The organism is Streptomyces sp. NPDC127117, from assembly GCF_042677325.1.
In the GTDB taxonomy this organism is placed as follows: Bacteria; Actinomycetota; Actinomycetes; order Streptomycetales; family Streptomycetaceae; genus Streptomyces.
This window is the reverse complement of the sequence record NZ_JBHXTM010000025.1, coordinates 1-13,841: the sequence shown is the minus strand read 5'-3', so window position 1 is coordinate 13,841 and position 13,841 is coordinate 1. Positions and strand designations below refer to the sequence as shown.

Below are 13,841 nucleotides of genomic sequence, written 5' to 3'. Positions count from 1 at the left end.
AGGGAGACATGAAGCTGTCGATGGGGAGTGTGTCCAGGGCCGTACTCAGGGGCGTCGTCGTGGCAGGGGCGGCCACCGCGCTCGCGGTTCCCGCGACCGTCGCGACCGCCGGGCCGGCCGTGGCGACGCCGCCCGGTCTGTCCTGCGAGACCGGAAAGCACGAGATCGACAACTACACGGGCTTCGCGCTGTGCCGCAACGACGGCAGCACGACGCAGACCTTCTGGGTGCACCTGGTCTGTGGCTGGTCCCCGGACGTGGACGGCGAGCACGTCACCCTCAACCCCGGGCAGTCCGGCCAGTCCACCGCGCACTGTGCCGGCATCGGCACCGGGATCGGCGAGATCACCGTCCAGCCGTAGGCCGCTCGTGCCGCGCGGCACGGACGGGCCGAATCCGCGCCTCGGTATCCGCGCCTCGGTATGCGCGCGGCGCTATCCGCGCGTCGGCCGGATCGGCCGCTCACTACGGGCGGCCGGACCGGCCGGTCAGTACGGGCGGCCGGAGCGGCCGGTCAGTACGGGCGGCCGGAGCGGCCGGTCAGTACGGGCGGCCGGTCCCGCCGGTCACGGAGCGCTCCGTTCCAGCAGCGGGGGCAGCGCGGCGGCCAGCCGCTCCCGCAGCCGGTCCGGGCCGCCGTCCACCCACGGGTGCGCGGCGTGGAACGCGGACCAGTCCACCAACCAGTCCAGCACCGCCTCGGGGGTGAAGTCCGGCGCGTGCGGTCCCAGCACGGTGCGCAGCAGGCGTGGCGACAGGCGGGTCGCGTGGTGCTCCGCGAGCAGCACCGCGTCGTACAGGTCCTTGGCCCCCGACCGGCCCTCCGCCTCCTGGTCCTCGGCGAGCCACAGCAGCTTCCAGGCGAGCGAGAGCCCCGGGCCCGCGGTGCGGACCGGCGTCGGGGGCCCGCCGTCACCGCGCGGGCAGGCCGTCCACCCCGGGGCCTGGGGGAGCCGCTCGTCCTGGGCGAAGTCCATCCGCACCTCGCCCGGCGGCAGCCCGTCGGCCTCCCAGGGGACGACGACACGCACCCCGGGTGTCTCGTACTCCCGGTACGTCCACGTCCCGTCCGACTTCACCCGGAGCGGATCGATGCGAATCCCCTCGGGCAGCGGCGGACCGGCCGCCAGGGCGGCCACGACCTCCTCGGCGGGGGAGGACGGCGGATCCATCTCCTCCGCCTCCATCCAGCGCAGCCCCTCCGGCGCGAGCACCGGCCGGGTGCCGCCGGTGTCATGGCACTCGCCGTCCGTCAGCAGCTCGGGAGCGGCAGCGCCGTGCGCTGCCTCCGGCCACTGCTGGACGGCCTCCATCCCGTTGACGTACGGGTGGGGATCGAGGCCGTCGACGCAGCCGTCCGCCGGCGGCTCCACCACGATCCAGTCCAGATCGCCAGGCTCCCGCGCGGCGGCACCCACCCACGCCTGGAGCGGAACACTGCCGCGCAGGACCAGACCGTCGCCCCAGGGCGACTCCGCGATCGCCCGCAGCAGATGGTCCTGGACGGCGCGCCGGGCGGCCCGCCAGCGCGGCGCGAGCGACGGGTCGTCGTACGCCGGTTCGCCGGGAACGGGCCGGTCGTCCGCGCTCACCGGGAGACCCCGGCCGGCTCGTCCAGCCAGCCGGCGTCCACCGCCGGATGGTCGTCGTGCACCACGAACTCCTCCTCGAACTCCAGCACTTCGAGCCCGGCGGCGGCCAGCCCGCCCAGCAGCGCGTCGAGCTCGGCCCGCGCCTGCGGACGGCCCATCGCGTAGCAGCGCTGCGTGACGAACCGCTCATGGCTCCCGGGACCGGTGGTGCGGCGGGCATTGCGCGACAGACGCGCGCCGTGCCGCTCGGCCACCGCCCGCGCGAGGGCGAGCTGCGGCTCACCCGTCAGCAGCAGCTTGACGTGATGCTCGAAGTGGCAGTCGGGAGACAGCGCGGCGGCCTCGTCGGCCGTCCCCGGTATGTCCTCGTTCCACGGAGCGGCCTCGATCTTCACGCGTACGACGGGGAAGCCCGCCGCGCGCAGCTCGGCCGACCGGAGCCCGGCTGCGGCCCGCTGCCGGGAGAGCGAACCCCGGCCCCGTTCGGTCAGCATGGGCTGGTCGGGCGTGGCACCGCGGTCCAGAAGGATGTGGGTGAGCTTCAGGCCCTCGCGCTCCGCCCAGCGGCCCAGCCGGTCGGCCTCCCGGGCGCCCTCCGTACCTCCCCCGGCGGAAGGACCGAGGCGCACCGTCAGATGCGTCTCGAACTCGCCCTCGAACTCCGCTTCCACGCGCCCTCCACCAGTGCTTCTCACGGTCCGCTTCCGTCGCAGAACGTAGCAAGCGGCACTGACACTCCCCGGATGCGACCGGATACCTTCCCGGGCGCGCCGTGGAGGCACCGCGGCCACATTCCACCGAACGGTTGAGCGGACCGCTCATTCGTCGTTACCCTCCGGTAAGTTCGTCGGGGCACAGCAGGCGCGCCGCACAGGCGCTGCACAGGTGTCGTCCGACACGAGGAAGGCGGTCAGCCCATGTCCTCAACGGAAGCGGTGGAAACCACCGGACCGGCCGGCCCCACGGGACTCGCCGACAGCGCACGGGAGCTGGCCGAGGGCCGCACCACCTCCGTCGAGCAGGTGACCGCCGCGCTGCGCCGCATCGAAGCGAGCCGGAGCACCCTCAACGCCTTCCGGCACCTGCGTGCCGAGGCCGCGCTCGCCGAGGCCGCCGAGGCGGACCGCCGGCTCGCGGCGGGGGAGCGGCTGCCTCTGCTCGGCGTACCGGTCGCCGTCAAGGACGACACGGACGTCGCCGGGATGCCGACCTACTTCGGCTGCGACGGCGATCTGCCCGCCGCGACCGCGGACAGCGAGGCGGTACGCCGGCTGCGGGCGGCCGGGGCCGTGATCGTCGGGAAGACCAATTCCTGCGAGCTGGGCCAGTGGCCGTTCACCGAGGGCCCCGCCTTCGGCGCCACCCGCAACCCGTGGCACACCGGCCACACCCCGGGCGGCTCCTCCGGCGGCTCCGCGGCGGCCGTCGCGGCCGGTCTGGTGCCCGCCGCGCTCGGCTCGGACGGCGCGGGGTCCGTACGCATCCCGGCGGCCTGGACCCACCTCGTCGGCATCAAGCCCCAGCGCGGCCGGATCTCCGGCCACCCGCACATCGACGCCTTCCAGGGCCTGACCGTCAACGGACCGCTCGCCAGGACCGTCGCCGACGCCGCACTGCTGCTCGACGCGGTCGCCGGCTCCCACCCCGAGGACCAGCACCGGCCGCCGCCCGTCGCGGCGGCGGCCGCCGCCCGCCGCGACCCGGGCCGGCTGCGCATCGCCCTCGCCTGGCGCCCCCCGCTCACCCTCACCGGATCCGCGCCCCACCCCGATGTGCGACGGGCCGTCCTCGCAGTGGCCGAGGCCCTCGCCCGACTGGGCCACGACGTCCAGGAAGCCAGGCCCCACTACGGGCTGATCGGCCTCGGCTTCGTCCCACGCGCCACCGCCGGGATCGCCGAACTCGCCGCCCGCCACCCCGACCCCTCGCTGCTCGACCCGCGCACCCGCAGCGCACTGCGCACCGGCACCCGGCTCGGCGGCCGGGTGGTACGGGCGGCCAGGGAGCGCGAGGTGCGCCAGCACCGCAGGATCGGCGGGTTCTTCCGCCCGTCGCGGGGCGGCGCCGGGTACGACGTGCTGCTCACCCCGACGACCGCCCTGCCGCCGCCCCCGATCGGCCGCTTCGACGGGCTGAGCGCCTGGCGCACCGATCTGGCGATGACCGAGGCCTGCCCGTACGCCTGGCCCTGGAACGTACTGGGCTGGCCCGGCATCAACGTACCGGCCGGGTTCACCGGTGACGGGCTGCCCGTCGGGGCGCAGCTGCTCGGTCCGTCCCGCAGCGAGGAACGCCTGATCTCCCTAGCCGCCCAGCTGGAGGCCGACCGGCGCTGGTACGAGCACCGGCCCCCGGCCCCGCCCGCCCGGTCCGGGCCCGGGGCGGGGCGCTGACCCCCTCGTCCGGTCCCCGCGCCCGGGGCCGTGTCCGGCGCCGCTGTCGCTCGCACCCGAGCCCGGGAGGCGGGATCATGGGCAGGGAGCAGATGGGTGGTGTCCGGTATGGCGTGTGCAGGTCCGCAGTCGGCGCCCGGAGCCGAACCTTCCAGGCCCAGCACCCCCCGGCACCCCTACGACACGGCGAACGACGCGACCGTGGTGGTCGCCGGCAGCGGAACGGTCGTCGGCTGGACGCACAGCGCACAGGACCTGCTGGGCTACCGGGCCGCGGAGGTGGTCGGGCGGCCCGCGGGCTTCCTGCTCGCCATGCCCGAGGACCCGGTACGGGTGGCGGGGATCGCCGAGCGCTGCCGGGCGGGCGTGGGGTGGCGGGGAGTCGCGGACGTGCGGCGGCGCGACGGCAGCCGGATCGAGGTCGACCTCCGGGTATCGGCCTCCTTTCACCTGGACGGCCGGGAGTGCTTCCTGGTCTCCGGGCGTGAACGGCGGCCGGAGTGGACGGTCGGGCAGTCCGTGCTGGACGCCTTCCTGACCGGGTCGCCGATCGGCATGGCGGTGATGAGCCCGGACCTGCGCTACGTCTGGATGAACGACACCCTGGAACGCTTCGGCGGCGTCCCGCGCGAGCATCGGGTGGGCCACCGGCTGAGCGAGGTGCTGCCGGGGCTGGAGACCGAGGCCATCGAGACGCTGATGCGCGGTGTGCTGGACACCGGGATTCCCGTCATCGACTACGAGTACCTGGGCTGGACCTGGGCCGATCCGCGCCGCAAGCGCGCCTACTCCACGTCGTACCTGCCGCTGACCGACAGCGACGGTGGTGTCACAGGCCTGTGCTACATGGTCCTGGACGTCACCGACCGGTGGAACGCCCAGCAGCGCCTGGCCCTGGTCAACGACGCCGGGGCCAGCATCGGCTCCACCCTGGACGTGATGCGTACGGCCCAGGAACTGGCCGACTTCGCGGTGCCGCGGTTCGCCGACTTCGTGATCGTCGACCTGCTGGAACCGGTCGCCAGCGTCGGCGCGCCCGGTCCGTGGCCGCTGGGCACGGGGCTGTCCGGTGCGGAGCTGACCAGGTCCGGCGCCGTCCTCGCCGCCACCCGGCCGCAGATGCGCCGGGCCGGGATGAGTTCGGTGCGCGAGGGCTGCCCGGAGGCGGTCCGCCGGATCGGGGAACCGGTGGACTTCGTACCCCCGCCCCACGACATGCGGTTCCTCATCGACGGCGAGCCCCTCCTCATCCCGGTCCTCGACCCCGACGACAACGTATGGGCGGTCGAACAGCCCGCCAGGGCGGCGAGCATCGGGGAGTACGGACTCCACTCCCTGATCGCCGTACCCATGCGGGCGCGCGACACGGTGCTCGGTCTGACCACCTTCATCCGGTCGCAGAACCCCGCCCCGTTCGAACCGGACGATGTGCTTCCGGCCCGCGAGATGGTGGCGAGGGCCGCCGTGTGCGTGGACAACGCCCGCCGCTACACCCACGAGCACACCGCCGCGCTGACCCTCCAGCGCAGCCTGCTCCCGCACACGCTGCCCGGCGGAATGGCGCTGGACGTGGCCTCCTCCTACCTCCCGGCGGACGCCAAGGACGGTGTCGGCGGCGACTGGTTCGACGTGATCCCGCTGTCCGGGGCCCGGGTCGCCCTCGTCGTCGGCGACGTGGTCGGCCACGGCATCGGCGCCGCCGCCACCATGGGCCGGCTCCGCACCGCGGTGCACACCCTCGCCGACATGGACCTGCCGCCCGACGAACTCCTCGCCCACCTCGACGACCTGGTGCTCCGGCTCAGTGACGAGGAACCCGAGGGAGGGGAGCACGGCACCCCCGTACTCGGCGCCACCTGCCTGTACGCCGTCTACGACCCGGTCACCCAGCGCTGCACCATGGCACGCGCCGGCCACCCGCCGCCCGTCGTCGTCGCCCCGGACGGCCGGGTCACCTTCCTCGAACTGCCCGCGGGACCGCCGCTGGGCCTGGGCGGGCTGCCGTTCGAGACGGCGGAGACCGAACTGCCCGAGGGGAGCCTGATCGGCCTCTACACCAATGGCCTGATCGAGGGCCGCGACCAGGACCCCGAACTCGGCATGTCCCGCCTCGGCGGTGCCCTGGCACAGCGCGGACTGCCGCTCGACGCCCTGTGCGCAACGGTCGTGGATCAGCTGGTCCCCGTGCCCCAGCCCGACGACGTGGCCCTGCTGCTCGCCCGTACCCACGAGCTGAGCCCCGACCACGTCGTGTCCTGGGAGGTGGCCGACGACCCGGCCGCCGTCGCCGGGGTCCGGGCCCGGACCGCCCGCCAGCTGAGCGCCTGGGGCCTGGAGGAGCTGGAGATGACTACCGAGCTGATCGTCAGCGAGCTGGTCACCAACGCGGTGCGCTACGCCAGCGGGCCGATCAGGATCCGGCTGCTGCGCCAGTCCGCCCTGATCTGCGAGGTCTCCGACACCAGCAGCACCTCGCCGCGGCTCAGGCACGCCCGCACCACCGACGAGGGCGGCCGCGGCCTGTTCCTCGTCGCCCAGCTCACCCGCCGCTGGGGCACCCGCTACACCCCCGAAGGCAAGATCATCTGGACCGAACAGGAACTGCCCCGGCAGGAGCCACCCGCGGCAGGAGGCTGAAACCTGCCCGCGACCGGCCTCACGGCACCCGAGCGGTCCATTCCGTCGTGCCGAACTTCGTCCGCACCAGCTCCTCGGCCCGCGCCATCTCCTCGTCCGTCACCCTGCCCGGGGTGAGGCCGTGCCGGGTACGGAAGGAGTCGATCATCCGCTCGATGACGGCCTCGCGCGCCAGCCCCGTCTGACGGCGCAGCGGATCCACGCGCTTCTTCGCGCTGCTGGTGCCCTTGTCGGAGAGCTTCTCCTTGCCGATCCGCAGCACCTCCAGCATCTTGTCCGCGTCGATGTCGTACGACATGGTCACGTGGTGCAGCACGGCGCCTTCTCCGCCGACCACCCGCTTCTGGGCCGCGCCCGCGATCTTCCCGGCGTCCGTCGCGATGTCGTTGAGCGGCTGGTACCAGGCCCTGATGCCCATCTCGCCGAGCGCGCCGAGCACCCAGTCGTCGAGATAGGCGTAGCTGTCGGCGAACGAGAGACCGGAGACCAGGGCGTCCGGGACGGAGAGCGAGTACGTGATGGTGTTGCCGGGCTCCACGAACATCGCCCCGCCGCCGGACACCCGGCGCACCACCGTGATGCCGTGGCGGGCGGCGCCCGCCGGGTCGACCTCGTTGCGCAGGGACTGGAAGCTGCCGATGATCACGGCGGGGGAGTCCCACTCCCAGACCCTGAGCGTGGGCGGGCGGCGCCCCGCGGCGACCTCGGCGGTGATGACCTCGTCGAGGGCCATGTGGAGTGCGGGGGACTGCGGCGCCTCGTGGATGAGCTGCCAGTCGTAGTCGCTCCACTCGGTGGCGTGCGCGAGCGCCCGGCGTACGGCGACGGCGACGCCCTCGGAGGTCAGGCCGAGCATCACGGTCGAGGCGGGGAGCGCCGCGTCGATCCGGGCGGCGAGACCGGCGGTGTCGGTGTTGGCCGGGGCGCCCTCCAGTGCCGAGTCGATCGCGAGGATCGCCTCGTCGGGTTCGAGGAAGAAGTCCCCTGCGACCCGTACGTCGCGCAGCGCGCCGCCCCGGACATCGAGATCCACCACGACGAGCTTGCCGCCGGGGACCTTGTACTCACCGTGCACAGCCCTGCCTCCACATCTGCCCGACCGCCTCAGGAAACCCGGCCGACCGCATCACGGACCGGCCGGCTCATGAAGCGACCGCCTCACGAATCCGCGCCGAACAATTACGGCGCCATACGCATAACGTCACCCACCGTACGGTTTAGTTCCGCTCGGCTGCCGTGTTGTCCCCGGGAGCGCCGGGCAGTGATACGCGGACGGTGAGTCCGCCACCCGGGTTGGCGGTGAGGGCCAGGTCCGCGTGGTGGGCGCGGACGATGCCGGCGACGATCGCCAGGCCGAGGCCGTGGCCGCGGCGGGTGGGGTCCTGTTCGGCCAGGCGCCCGCTGCCGCGCAGGAACGGCTCGGTGAGGCGGTCGACCGTGTCGTCCAGCCGCGGTCCGGTGTTGGTGACGGTCAGGAGGGCGCGGCCGGGCCGGGCCGGGTCGGGGCCGGTGGTCAGGGAGAGCGTGCCGCCGGTGGGCAGGTTGTGCCGTACGGCGTTGTGGAGCAGGTTCAGGGTCAGCTGGCGCAGCAGTACGGCGTTGCCGGTGGAGGGGGCCGGACGGATGTCGGCGGAGAGGGTGATGTTGCGTGCCGCGGCTTCCTCACGGGCGGCGTCGACGGCTGCCCGGGCGGTGTCGGCGAGGTCCAGGTGTTCCATGGCGGGCGGGGTGTGTTCGAGGGCGGAGAGCCGCAGCAGGGCGTCGGTGATGTCGATGCCGCGCTGGTTGGTCTCGCGGAGCCGGGAGACGAGTTGGCGGTAGTCCTGGCCGTCGGGGTCGGCGACGGCCACGTCGAGCATGGTGCGGCTGACCGCGAGCGGGGTGCGCAGTTCGTGCGAGGCGTTGGCGGCGAAGCGCTGCTGGGCGTCGAAGGACCGCTGGAGGCGGGCGAGCATGTCGTCGAAGGTGTCGGAGAGCTCGGTGAACTCGTCGCGCGGGCCGGCGAGTCCGATGCGGTGGTCCAGGGAGCCGTGGGCAGCCCGGCGGGCAGCCCGGGTGATGTCCTGAAGGGGGCGCAGGACGCGGCCCGCGATGAGCCAGCCGGCGCCGAGCCCGACCAGCGCCAGGAGCAGCAGGGCGATGCCGGAGGCCTTGGCCAGGGCCCGGAGGATGTCCGGACGGGTGGCGATGGCCGCGGCCTGCGGGTTGACGTCGGCCAGCGGGTAGTAGGGCACGAAGCGCATGGCCAGGTAGACCATGGCCAGGCTGAGCGCCCCGGCGACGACGACGAACAGGGCGTAGGTGAGGGTGAGCTTCATCCGCGCGGTCAGCCGCCGCGGCCGCCGGGAGGGCGCCGGGCCCCCGGACCGGCCTTCGGGGCGGCCCCCGGACCGGCGTTTCGAGGAGACTTCGGCCGGGGCCGTGATGTCGTGTTCCCGGGGCGCCGGCCGGCGGTTCACCGGTCGCCCCCGGCCGGCTCGTCGAGACGGTAGCCGACGCCGGGCACGGTGTGGATGGCCGACGGTTCACCGAGCCGTTTGCGGAGCGTGGACATGGTGATGCGGACCGCGTTGGTGAACGGGTCGGCGTTCTCGTCCCAGGCCCGCTCCAGCAGTGTCTCCGCGCTGACGACACCTCCGCGCGCGGTCATCAGGACCTCCAGCACGGCGAACTGCTTCCTGGTGAGCGCCACGTATCGCCCGTCGCGGAAGACCTCCCGCCGGAACGGATCCAGCCGGATCCCGGCGCACTCGATGACCGGCGGCGTGCTGTCCTTGGGCCGGCGGGCCAGCGAGCGCAGCCGTACGACCAGTTCCTTCAGGTCGAAGGGCTTCGTCAGATAGTCGTCGGCGCCGATCTCGAACCCCGCGACCTTCTCGTCCAGGAGGCCCGCCGCGGTCAGCATGAGCACGCGGCAGCCGAGGCGCCGCTCGACGATCGCCCGGCACACGTCGTCGCCGTGCGTGCCGGGGATGTCGCGGTCGAGCACGACGACGTCGTACTCGTTCACATCGAGGCGTTCCAGGGCGGTGTCGCCGTCCCCGGCGATGTCGGAGGCGATGGCTTCGAGCCGCAGACCCGCCTGCACCGCCTCGGCGAGATACAGCTCGTCCTCGACAATCAGCACCCGCATACGGCCTCTCCTGCTCTGTGCCTCACCCGGCCGGTCGCCGGTCCGTCCGGCTGTCCCTGTTCCGGCGGTCCGGGATGACCGTCCCTATTCGAGCGGTCCGGGGATATCGAAAACGTATCGGGAAATCGAAACGGTCCGACAACACGGCCCACCGTTCACTGAAGCCATCGGTCCGCGGCACCCGCCGCGCTGTACGAGACGCCCGGAGGCCACCATGCATGACAACCCCGCCACGAACCGCCCCGCCACGGCAGCGCGCCGCTTCCCCGGCCGAATGGTGGCAGGAGCGGGAGCGGTCCTGGTGGTGGCGTTGACGGCGGCATGTGGCCTGACGAACCGGAACGAACCGGCCGCGCACGCCGACGCCACGGCGGACCGGACGCCGGGCGGCGGCGCGGCGACCGCGGAGGTCACCCAGGAGGGCGCCGACGAGGGCGCAGGTGAGGGCGCCGACGAGGGCGACACCCCGGACGGCCGTCGGCTCACCCCCTTCGACACCCGGTACCCGGCCATCGGCCGGCTCGACGAGCGACTGCTGAAGGCCGTACAGCAAGCGGCCCGGGACGCCCGCGACGACGGCATCGAATTCCGGGTCACCTCGGGGTGGCGCAGCAAGGAACACCAGCAGCGCCTGCTGGACGAGGGCATCGAGAAGTACGGGAGCGCCGAGAAGGCGAGGCAGTTCGTGAACACCCCGCAGAAGTCGACGCATGTGTCCGGGAAGGCGGTCGACATCGGCCCCACCGATGCCGATGACTGGCTCATCCGCAACGGCTCCGACTACGGCCTGTGCCAGGTCTACAACAACGAGATGTGGCACTTCGAGCTTCTGACCCGCCCCGGCGGCACCTGCCCGGCGCCCCTGAGCAACGCGGCCGGCTGAGCGGCACCGTGCTCAGCCCCCGTGAGTCCGAGCCCACTTCCGAAGGACATGTCATGGCCGATCTGCGCGAGGACCCGTACCCGGATGTGTACATCGGAGGCGGATTCTCCGACCCAGTTTCCTCGTCCTCCGACCCCGCCCGCTCCGGTTCCGGTCCCTCCGATCCCGCCCGCTCCGGTTCCGGTCCCTCCGATCCCGCCCGTTCCGGTTCCGGTCCCTCCGATCCCGCCCGTTCCGGTTCCGGTCCTGCGTCAGCACCGGACACGGACGGACGACCGCCCGGCCGGCTGCGCCGTTTGCGCGGCCGGGGCGACCGGCTCGGCCCGGGGCTCGGCCGGGACCGGATCCTGAGCGTCTTCGCCGTGGTGGTGGGGCTGGTGACGGTCTGTCACTCGCTCGTGCCCAACTCGCCGGGCAGTCTCGGCAGCCTGTTCGAAACCGTGCTGCCCTGGACCGGCCTGGCCGTACCCGTGCTGCTCCTGGCCGCACTGTTGCGCAGGTCCGTGTCGGCCGTGGTCGCGACCCTGCTGCTCGGTGCCGTGTGGTCCGCCATGTTCGCGGCCCCGTACTTCGGCGGACGGAGCGATGCCGAGCCGAATCTGACCGTCGTCACCCACAACGTCGGCGCCGCCAACTCCGACCCCGCCGCGACCGCCCGTACGCTGCTGGCCGCCGACCCCGACCTGGTGGCCCTGGAAGAAGTGACCGACGAAGCCCTGCCCGTCTACCGGAAGGTGCTGGACCGCCGGCTCGGCCACCGCGTGCACATCGGGACCGTCGCCCTGTGGAGCCGCTTCCCCATCACCGAATCCCGGCGCGTCACCATCGATCCCGGCTGGAGCCGCTCGCTGCGTGCCCAGGTACGGGGGCCGAACGGTCCCCTCGCCGTGTACGTGGTCCATCTGCCCTCGGTCCGGGTCGGCGCGTCCGGCTTCGCCATCGCGCGCCGGGACGAGACGCTCGCCGCTCTCGACCGGGCCGTCGACCAGGAGCGGCAGAAGAAGGTTCTCCTGCTGGGCGACCTCAACGGAGCGACCACCGACCGTTCCCTCGCGCCGCTGACGTCCCGGCTGAAGCCGGTCAAGGACGAGGCCGGGACCGGCTTCGGCTTCAGCTGGCCCGCGGCCTTCCCGATCGCCCGGATCGACCACATCCTCACCCGGGGCGTCACCCCCACCGACGCCTGGACCCTCCCCGCCACCGCCAGCGACCACCGGCCGGTCGCCGCCGACCTCAAGGCATAGGCAGTCCACCGCCCCTGGGGCGTACACCCCGCCGGGCCCCGTACGGAAGCCGCTTCGGGCACACCGGGCCGCGACCGTCCGGCCGGACGTTACGGGGTGGGGACCGTGGACGAACAGCAGTCGGCGTCACGGGCGGCACGCGGAGCATCGCGCTGACCCCGGACGACCGGGTTCCTCCTGTCGGGCGGCTCGGACGGCACGCTGCGTCTGTGGCAGCTCACTTGGGGCCCTGAACGCTGAGCAGCGGTCACCGGAACGGGCCGGCGGCGTACGGCCCCGATGGAGCCCGGCCGGTCCCGGTCCGTACCCGGGAGGGACGGCACGGACCGGGACCGGCCGGGCGGCGCCCTACGCGCGGCCTTGAGGCTGCTGCCCCGTGTCCGGCCTCGGGTCCACGGTGTCCTGCCGGCCCACGGTTTCGCCGCGGATGACCCTGGGCGCCCCTGCCTCACCCTCGGCCTTCCCCGTCTCCTTCATGGCCTTCGCCTCGGCCTTGAGGATGCGCGCCGACTTCCCGGCGGAACGGGCCAGATCGGGCAGGCGCTTGGCACCCAGGAGAACTATCACCACGATCAGAATGATCGCGATCTCGCTGATCCCGAACATCAGTCGTCACCACCCTCGTCATCGCCGTCGTCATCGTTGTCGCCCTCGAAGAAGTCCCCTGCCTCGTCCACGACTTCGGCGGCGACCATGCCCCCGACGACGCCGACCGCGAGCCCGGCCGCGCCCACCGCGACCGCTGTCCCCAGGCCCGGCCCCGAGCGGTGACCGCCGCCGTGATGCTGGTCCTCGTGGTGGCCGTGGCCGGGCTCGTGGCCGTGGTGTCCGGCGTACGGATCGCCGTGCCCGTACGAGGATCCCGCCGCATAGGCCGACCGGTGCTCGATCAGCTGCTGGAGCCAGCCCTCGACGAGAGCCCGCCAGTTCTGATGGTGGATTCCGTCGTGCGCGACCATGAACCGGTTGAGTGCGTCGTGCCCGTCGGAGAACAGCCCGCCGCGCCTGTCGGCCTCCAGGACCACTTCCATGCCGCCCGCGGTGGCGAGGAAGGTCACCTCGATCTCGTTGACCGCGTGTGCGTACTGCGGCGGCGGGGTCAGCTCGATCTCCTGGTAGAAGGGGAGTTGCTGGCCGGTGCCGCCGATGCGGCCGTACTCCAGATCCGCGGACCGGAAGCCGAAGCCGAGCTGTCCGAACGCTTCGAGGATCGCCTCCTGGACCGGCAACGGGCTCACCATGAGCCGGTCGAGATCACCCTTGTCCTTGGCCCCGGCGACCGACAGCTCCGTGTGCACGCCGAGCACGATGCCCAGGCTCTGCCCGTACAACTCGGTGATCGGTGTCTCCCACGGCAGCGTGACCGTGAACGGCACGCTGAGCTGCTCGCTCTCGGCCAGCCGGAAGCCGCCGCCGACGATGAGGCGCTCGAAGACCACGACGCGCTCCTCCTCACCGTCCTCGTGTTCGGCCTCCACCTGCGCGACGAGTTCCAGCGCGATGTGGTCGATGTCGAAGTCGGCGCCGCCGCCCTTGAGATGGACCAGGCCCGACAGCGGGCCGCCGGGAGCGGTCGCCCCGGTGGTGAGGACTGTGTCGACGGTTGGGCCGCCCACACCGAGCGAGCCGAGCAGTCGTTTGAACACCATGGCGGCGTCCACTCCCTTACGTGCGTACGAGGGGTACGGGGGAGCGCGGGAACGCCGAGGGAGGCTCCCGAGCTCTACAGACGTGTAGAGCATAGAGCCGTTCATGGAGCTTCCGGAGCCGCGGAGGGCCGGCGGGCGGGAAAGTCCGAAAAGGATCGCCCAGACGGTCCGGGCAGCCGCTTGACGAGCGCGTTTTACCGTGCCTTTACTCTGCCCGCGCTACTGCCCGCGACGGTGATCGGAAACGGTCCGGGGCCGTGCGGTGCGTGTGCACCGCGCGGCCCCGGACCGTCGGGAAGGAGAGGGGGGG

General features: G+C 73.0%; 12 protein-coding genes. 5 read left to right on the top strand and 7 right to left on the bottom strand.

Going from position 1 to position 13,841, the window contains the following annotated elements; translation table 11 throughout:
* Positions 1 to 8: 8 nt before the first annotated feature.
* Positions 9 to 362 carry a hypothetical protein gene (locus ACFVH0_RS22295; protein ID WP_385822568.1) on the top strand — a complete coding sequence of 118 codons (354 nt, stop codon included), beginning with the start codon at positions 9 to 11 and terminating at the stop codon, positions 360 to 362.
* 204 nt (positions 363 to 566) lie between these two features.
* On the opposite strand, the gene ACFVH0_RS22290 is transcribed toward ACFVH0_RS22295, so the two are convergent.
* Together ACFVH0_RS22290 and ACFVH0_RS22285 are read right to left on the bottom strand one after the other, a co-directional pair.
* Positions 567 to 1,592 (bottom strand): nucleotidyl transferase AbiEii/AbiGii toxin family protein, encoded by a 1,026-nt coding sequence (locus ACFVH0_RS22290; protein ID WP_385822566.1) that lies wholly within the window; start codon positions 1,590 to 1,592, stop codon positions 567 to 569.
* Entirely contained in the window at positions 1,589 to 2,263 is a 675-nt protein-coding gene (locus ACFVH0_RS22285) for a hypothetical protein (protein WP_385822564.1), read from the bottom strand. The genes ACFVH0_RS22290 and ACFVH0_RS22285 overlap by 4 nt, the downstream gene beginning before the upstream one ends.
* A 246-nt stretch (positions 2,264 to 2,509) precedes the next feature.
* Between ACFVH0_RS22285 and ACFVH0_RS22280 the strand changes: the two genes are divergently transcribed.
* Both ACFVH0_RS22280 and ACFVH0_RS22275 read left to right on the top strand, forming a co-directional pair.
* Positions 2,510 to 3,985 carry an amidase gene (locus ACFVH0_RS22280; RefSeq protein ID WP_385822562.1) on the top strand — a complete coding sequence of 492 codons (1,476 nt, stop codon included), beginning with the start codon at positions 2,510 to 2,512 and terminating at the stop codon, positions 3,983 to 3,985.
* A gap of 108 nt (positions 3,986 to 4,093) precedes the next feature.
* A complete protein-coding gene (locus tag ACFVH0_RS22275) occupies positions 4,094 to 6,622 on the top strand; it encodes a SpoIIE family protein phosphatase (RefSeq protein ID WP_385822561.1) in 2,529 nt (842 codons plus the stop codon).
* 19 nt (positions 6,623 to 6,641) lie between these two features.
* Here the strand turns inward: ACFVH0_RS22275 and ACFVH0_RS22270 are convergent, their stop codons facing one another.
* The 3 genes from ACFVH0_RS22270 to ACFVH0_RS22260 form a co-directional block, all read right to left on the bottom strand.
* Positions 6,642 to 7,697, bottom strand: coding sequence for a biotin/lipoate A/B protein ligase family protein (locus tag ACFVH0_RS22270; RefSeq protein ID WP_385822560.1), 1,056 nt, complete (start codon positions 7,695 to 7,697; stop codon positions 6,642 to 6,644).
* Between the two features lie 142 nt (positions 7,698 to 7,839).
* A complete protein-coding gene (locus ACFVH0_RS22265; protein WP_385822558.1) occupies positions 7,840 to 8,940 on the bottom strand; it encodes a sensor histidine kinase in 1,101 nt (366 codons plus the stop codon).
* A 137-nt stretch (positions 8,941 to 9,077) separates the two neighbouring features.
* The gene (locus ACFVH0_RS22260) at positions 9,078 to 9,755 is read right to left on the bottom strand and encodes a response regulator transcription factor (protein ID WP_385822557.1); all 678 of its coding nucleotides are present in this window, start codon (positions 9,753 to 9,755) and stop codon (positions 9,078 to 9,080) included.
* A gap of 214 nt (positions 9,756 to 9,969) precedes the next feature.
* Here ACFVH0_RS22260 and ACFVH0_RS22255 point away from each other — a divergent pair, with 214 nt between their 5' ends.
* Positions 9,970 to 10,638 (top strand): M15 family metallopeptidase, encoded by a 669-nt coding sequence (locus ACFVH0_RS22255; RefSeq protein WP_385822555.1) that lies wholly within the window; start codon positions 9,970 to 9,972, stop codon positions 10,636 to 10,638.
* Positions 10,639 to 10,691: 53 nt separating this feature from the next.
* Complete coding sequence (locus tag ACFVH0_RS22250) at positions 10,692 to 11,882, top strand: endonuclease/exonuclease/phosphatase family protein (RefSeq protein ID WP_385822554.1); 1,191 nt, start codon at positions 10,692 to 10,694, stop codon at positions 11,880 to 11,882.
* Positions 11,883 to 12,230: 348 nt separating this feature from the next.
* On the opposite strand, the gene tatA is transcribed toward ACFVH0_RS22250, so the two are convergent.
* Positions 12,231 to 12,488 (bottom strand): Sec-independent protein translocase subunit TatA, encoded by a 258-nt coding sequence (tatA, locus tag ACFVH0_RS22245; protein ID WP_385822552.1) that lies wholly within the window; start codon positions 12,486 to 12,488, stop codon positions 12,231 to 12,233.
* On the bottom strand, positions 12,488 to 13,531 hold the full coding sequence (locus ACFVH0_RS22240) for a sporulation protein (protein ID WP_385822550.1): 1,044 nt from the start codon (positions 13,529 to 13,531) through the stop codon (positions 12,488 to 12,490). Before ACFVH0_RS22240 ends, tatA begins: the two co-directional genes overlap by 1 nt.
* Between the last annotated feature and the right edge of the window lie 310 nt (positions 13,532 to 13,841).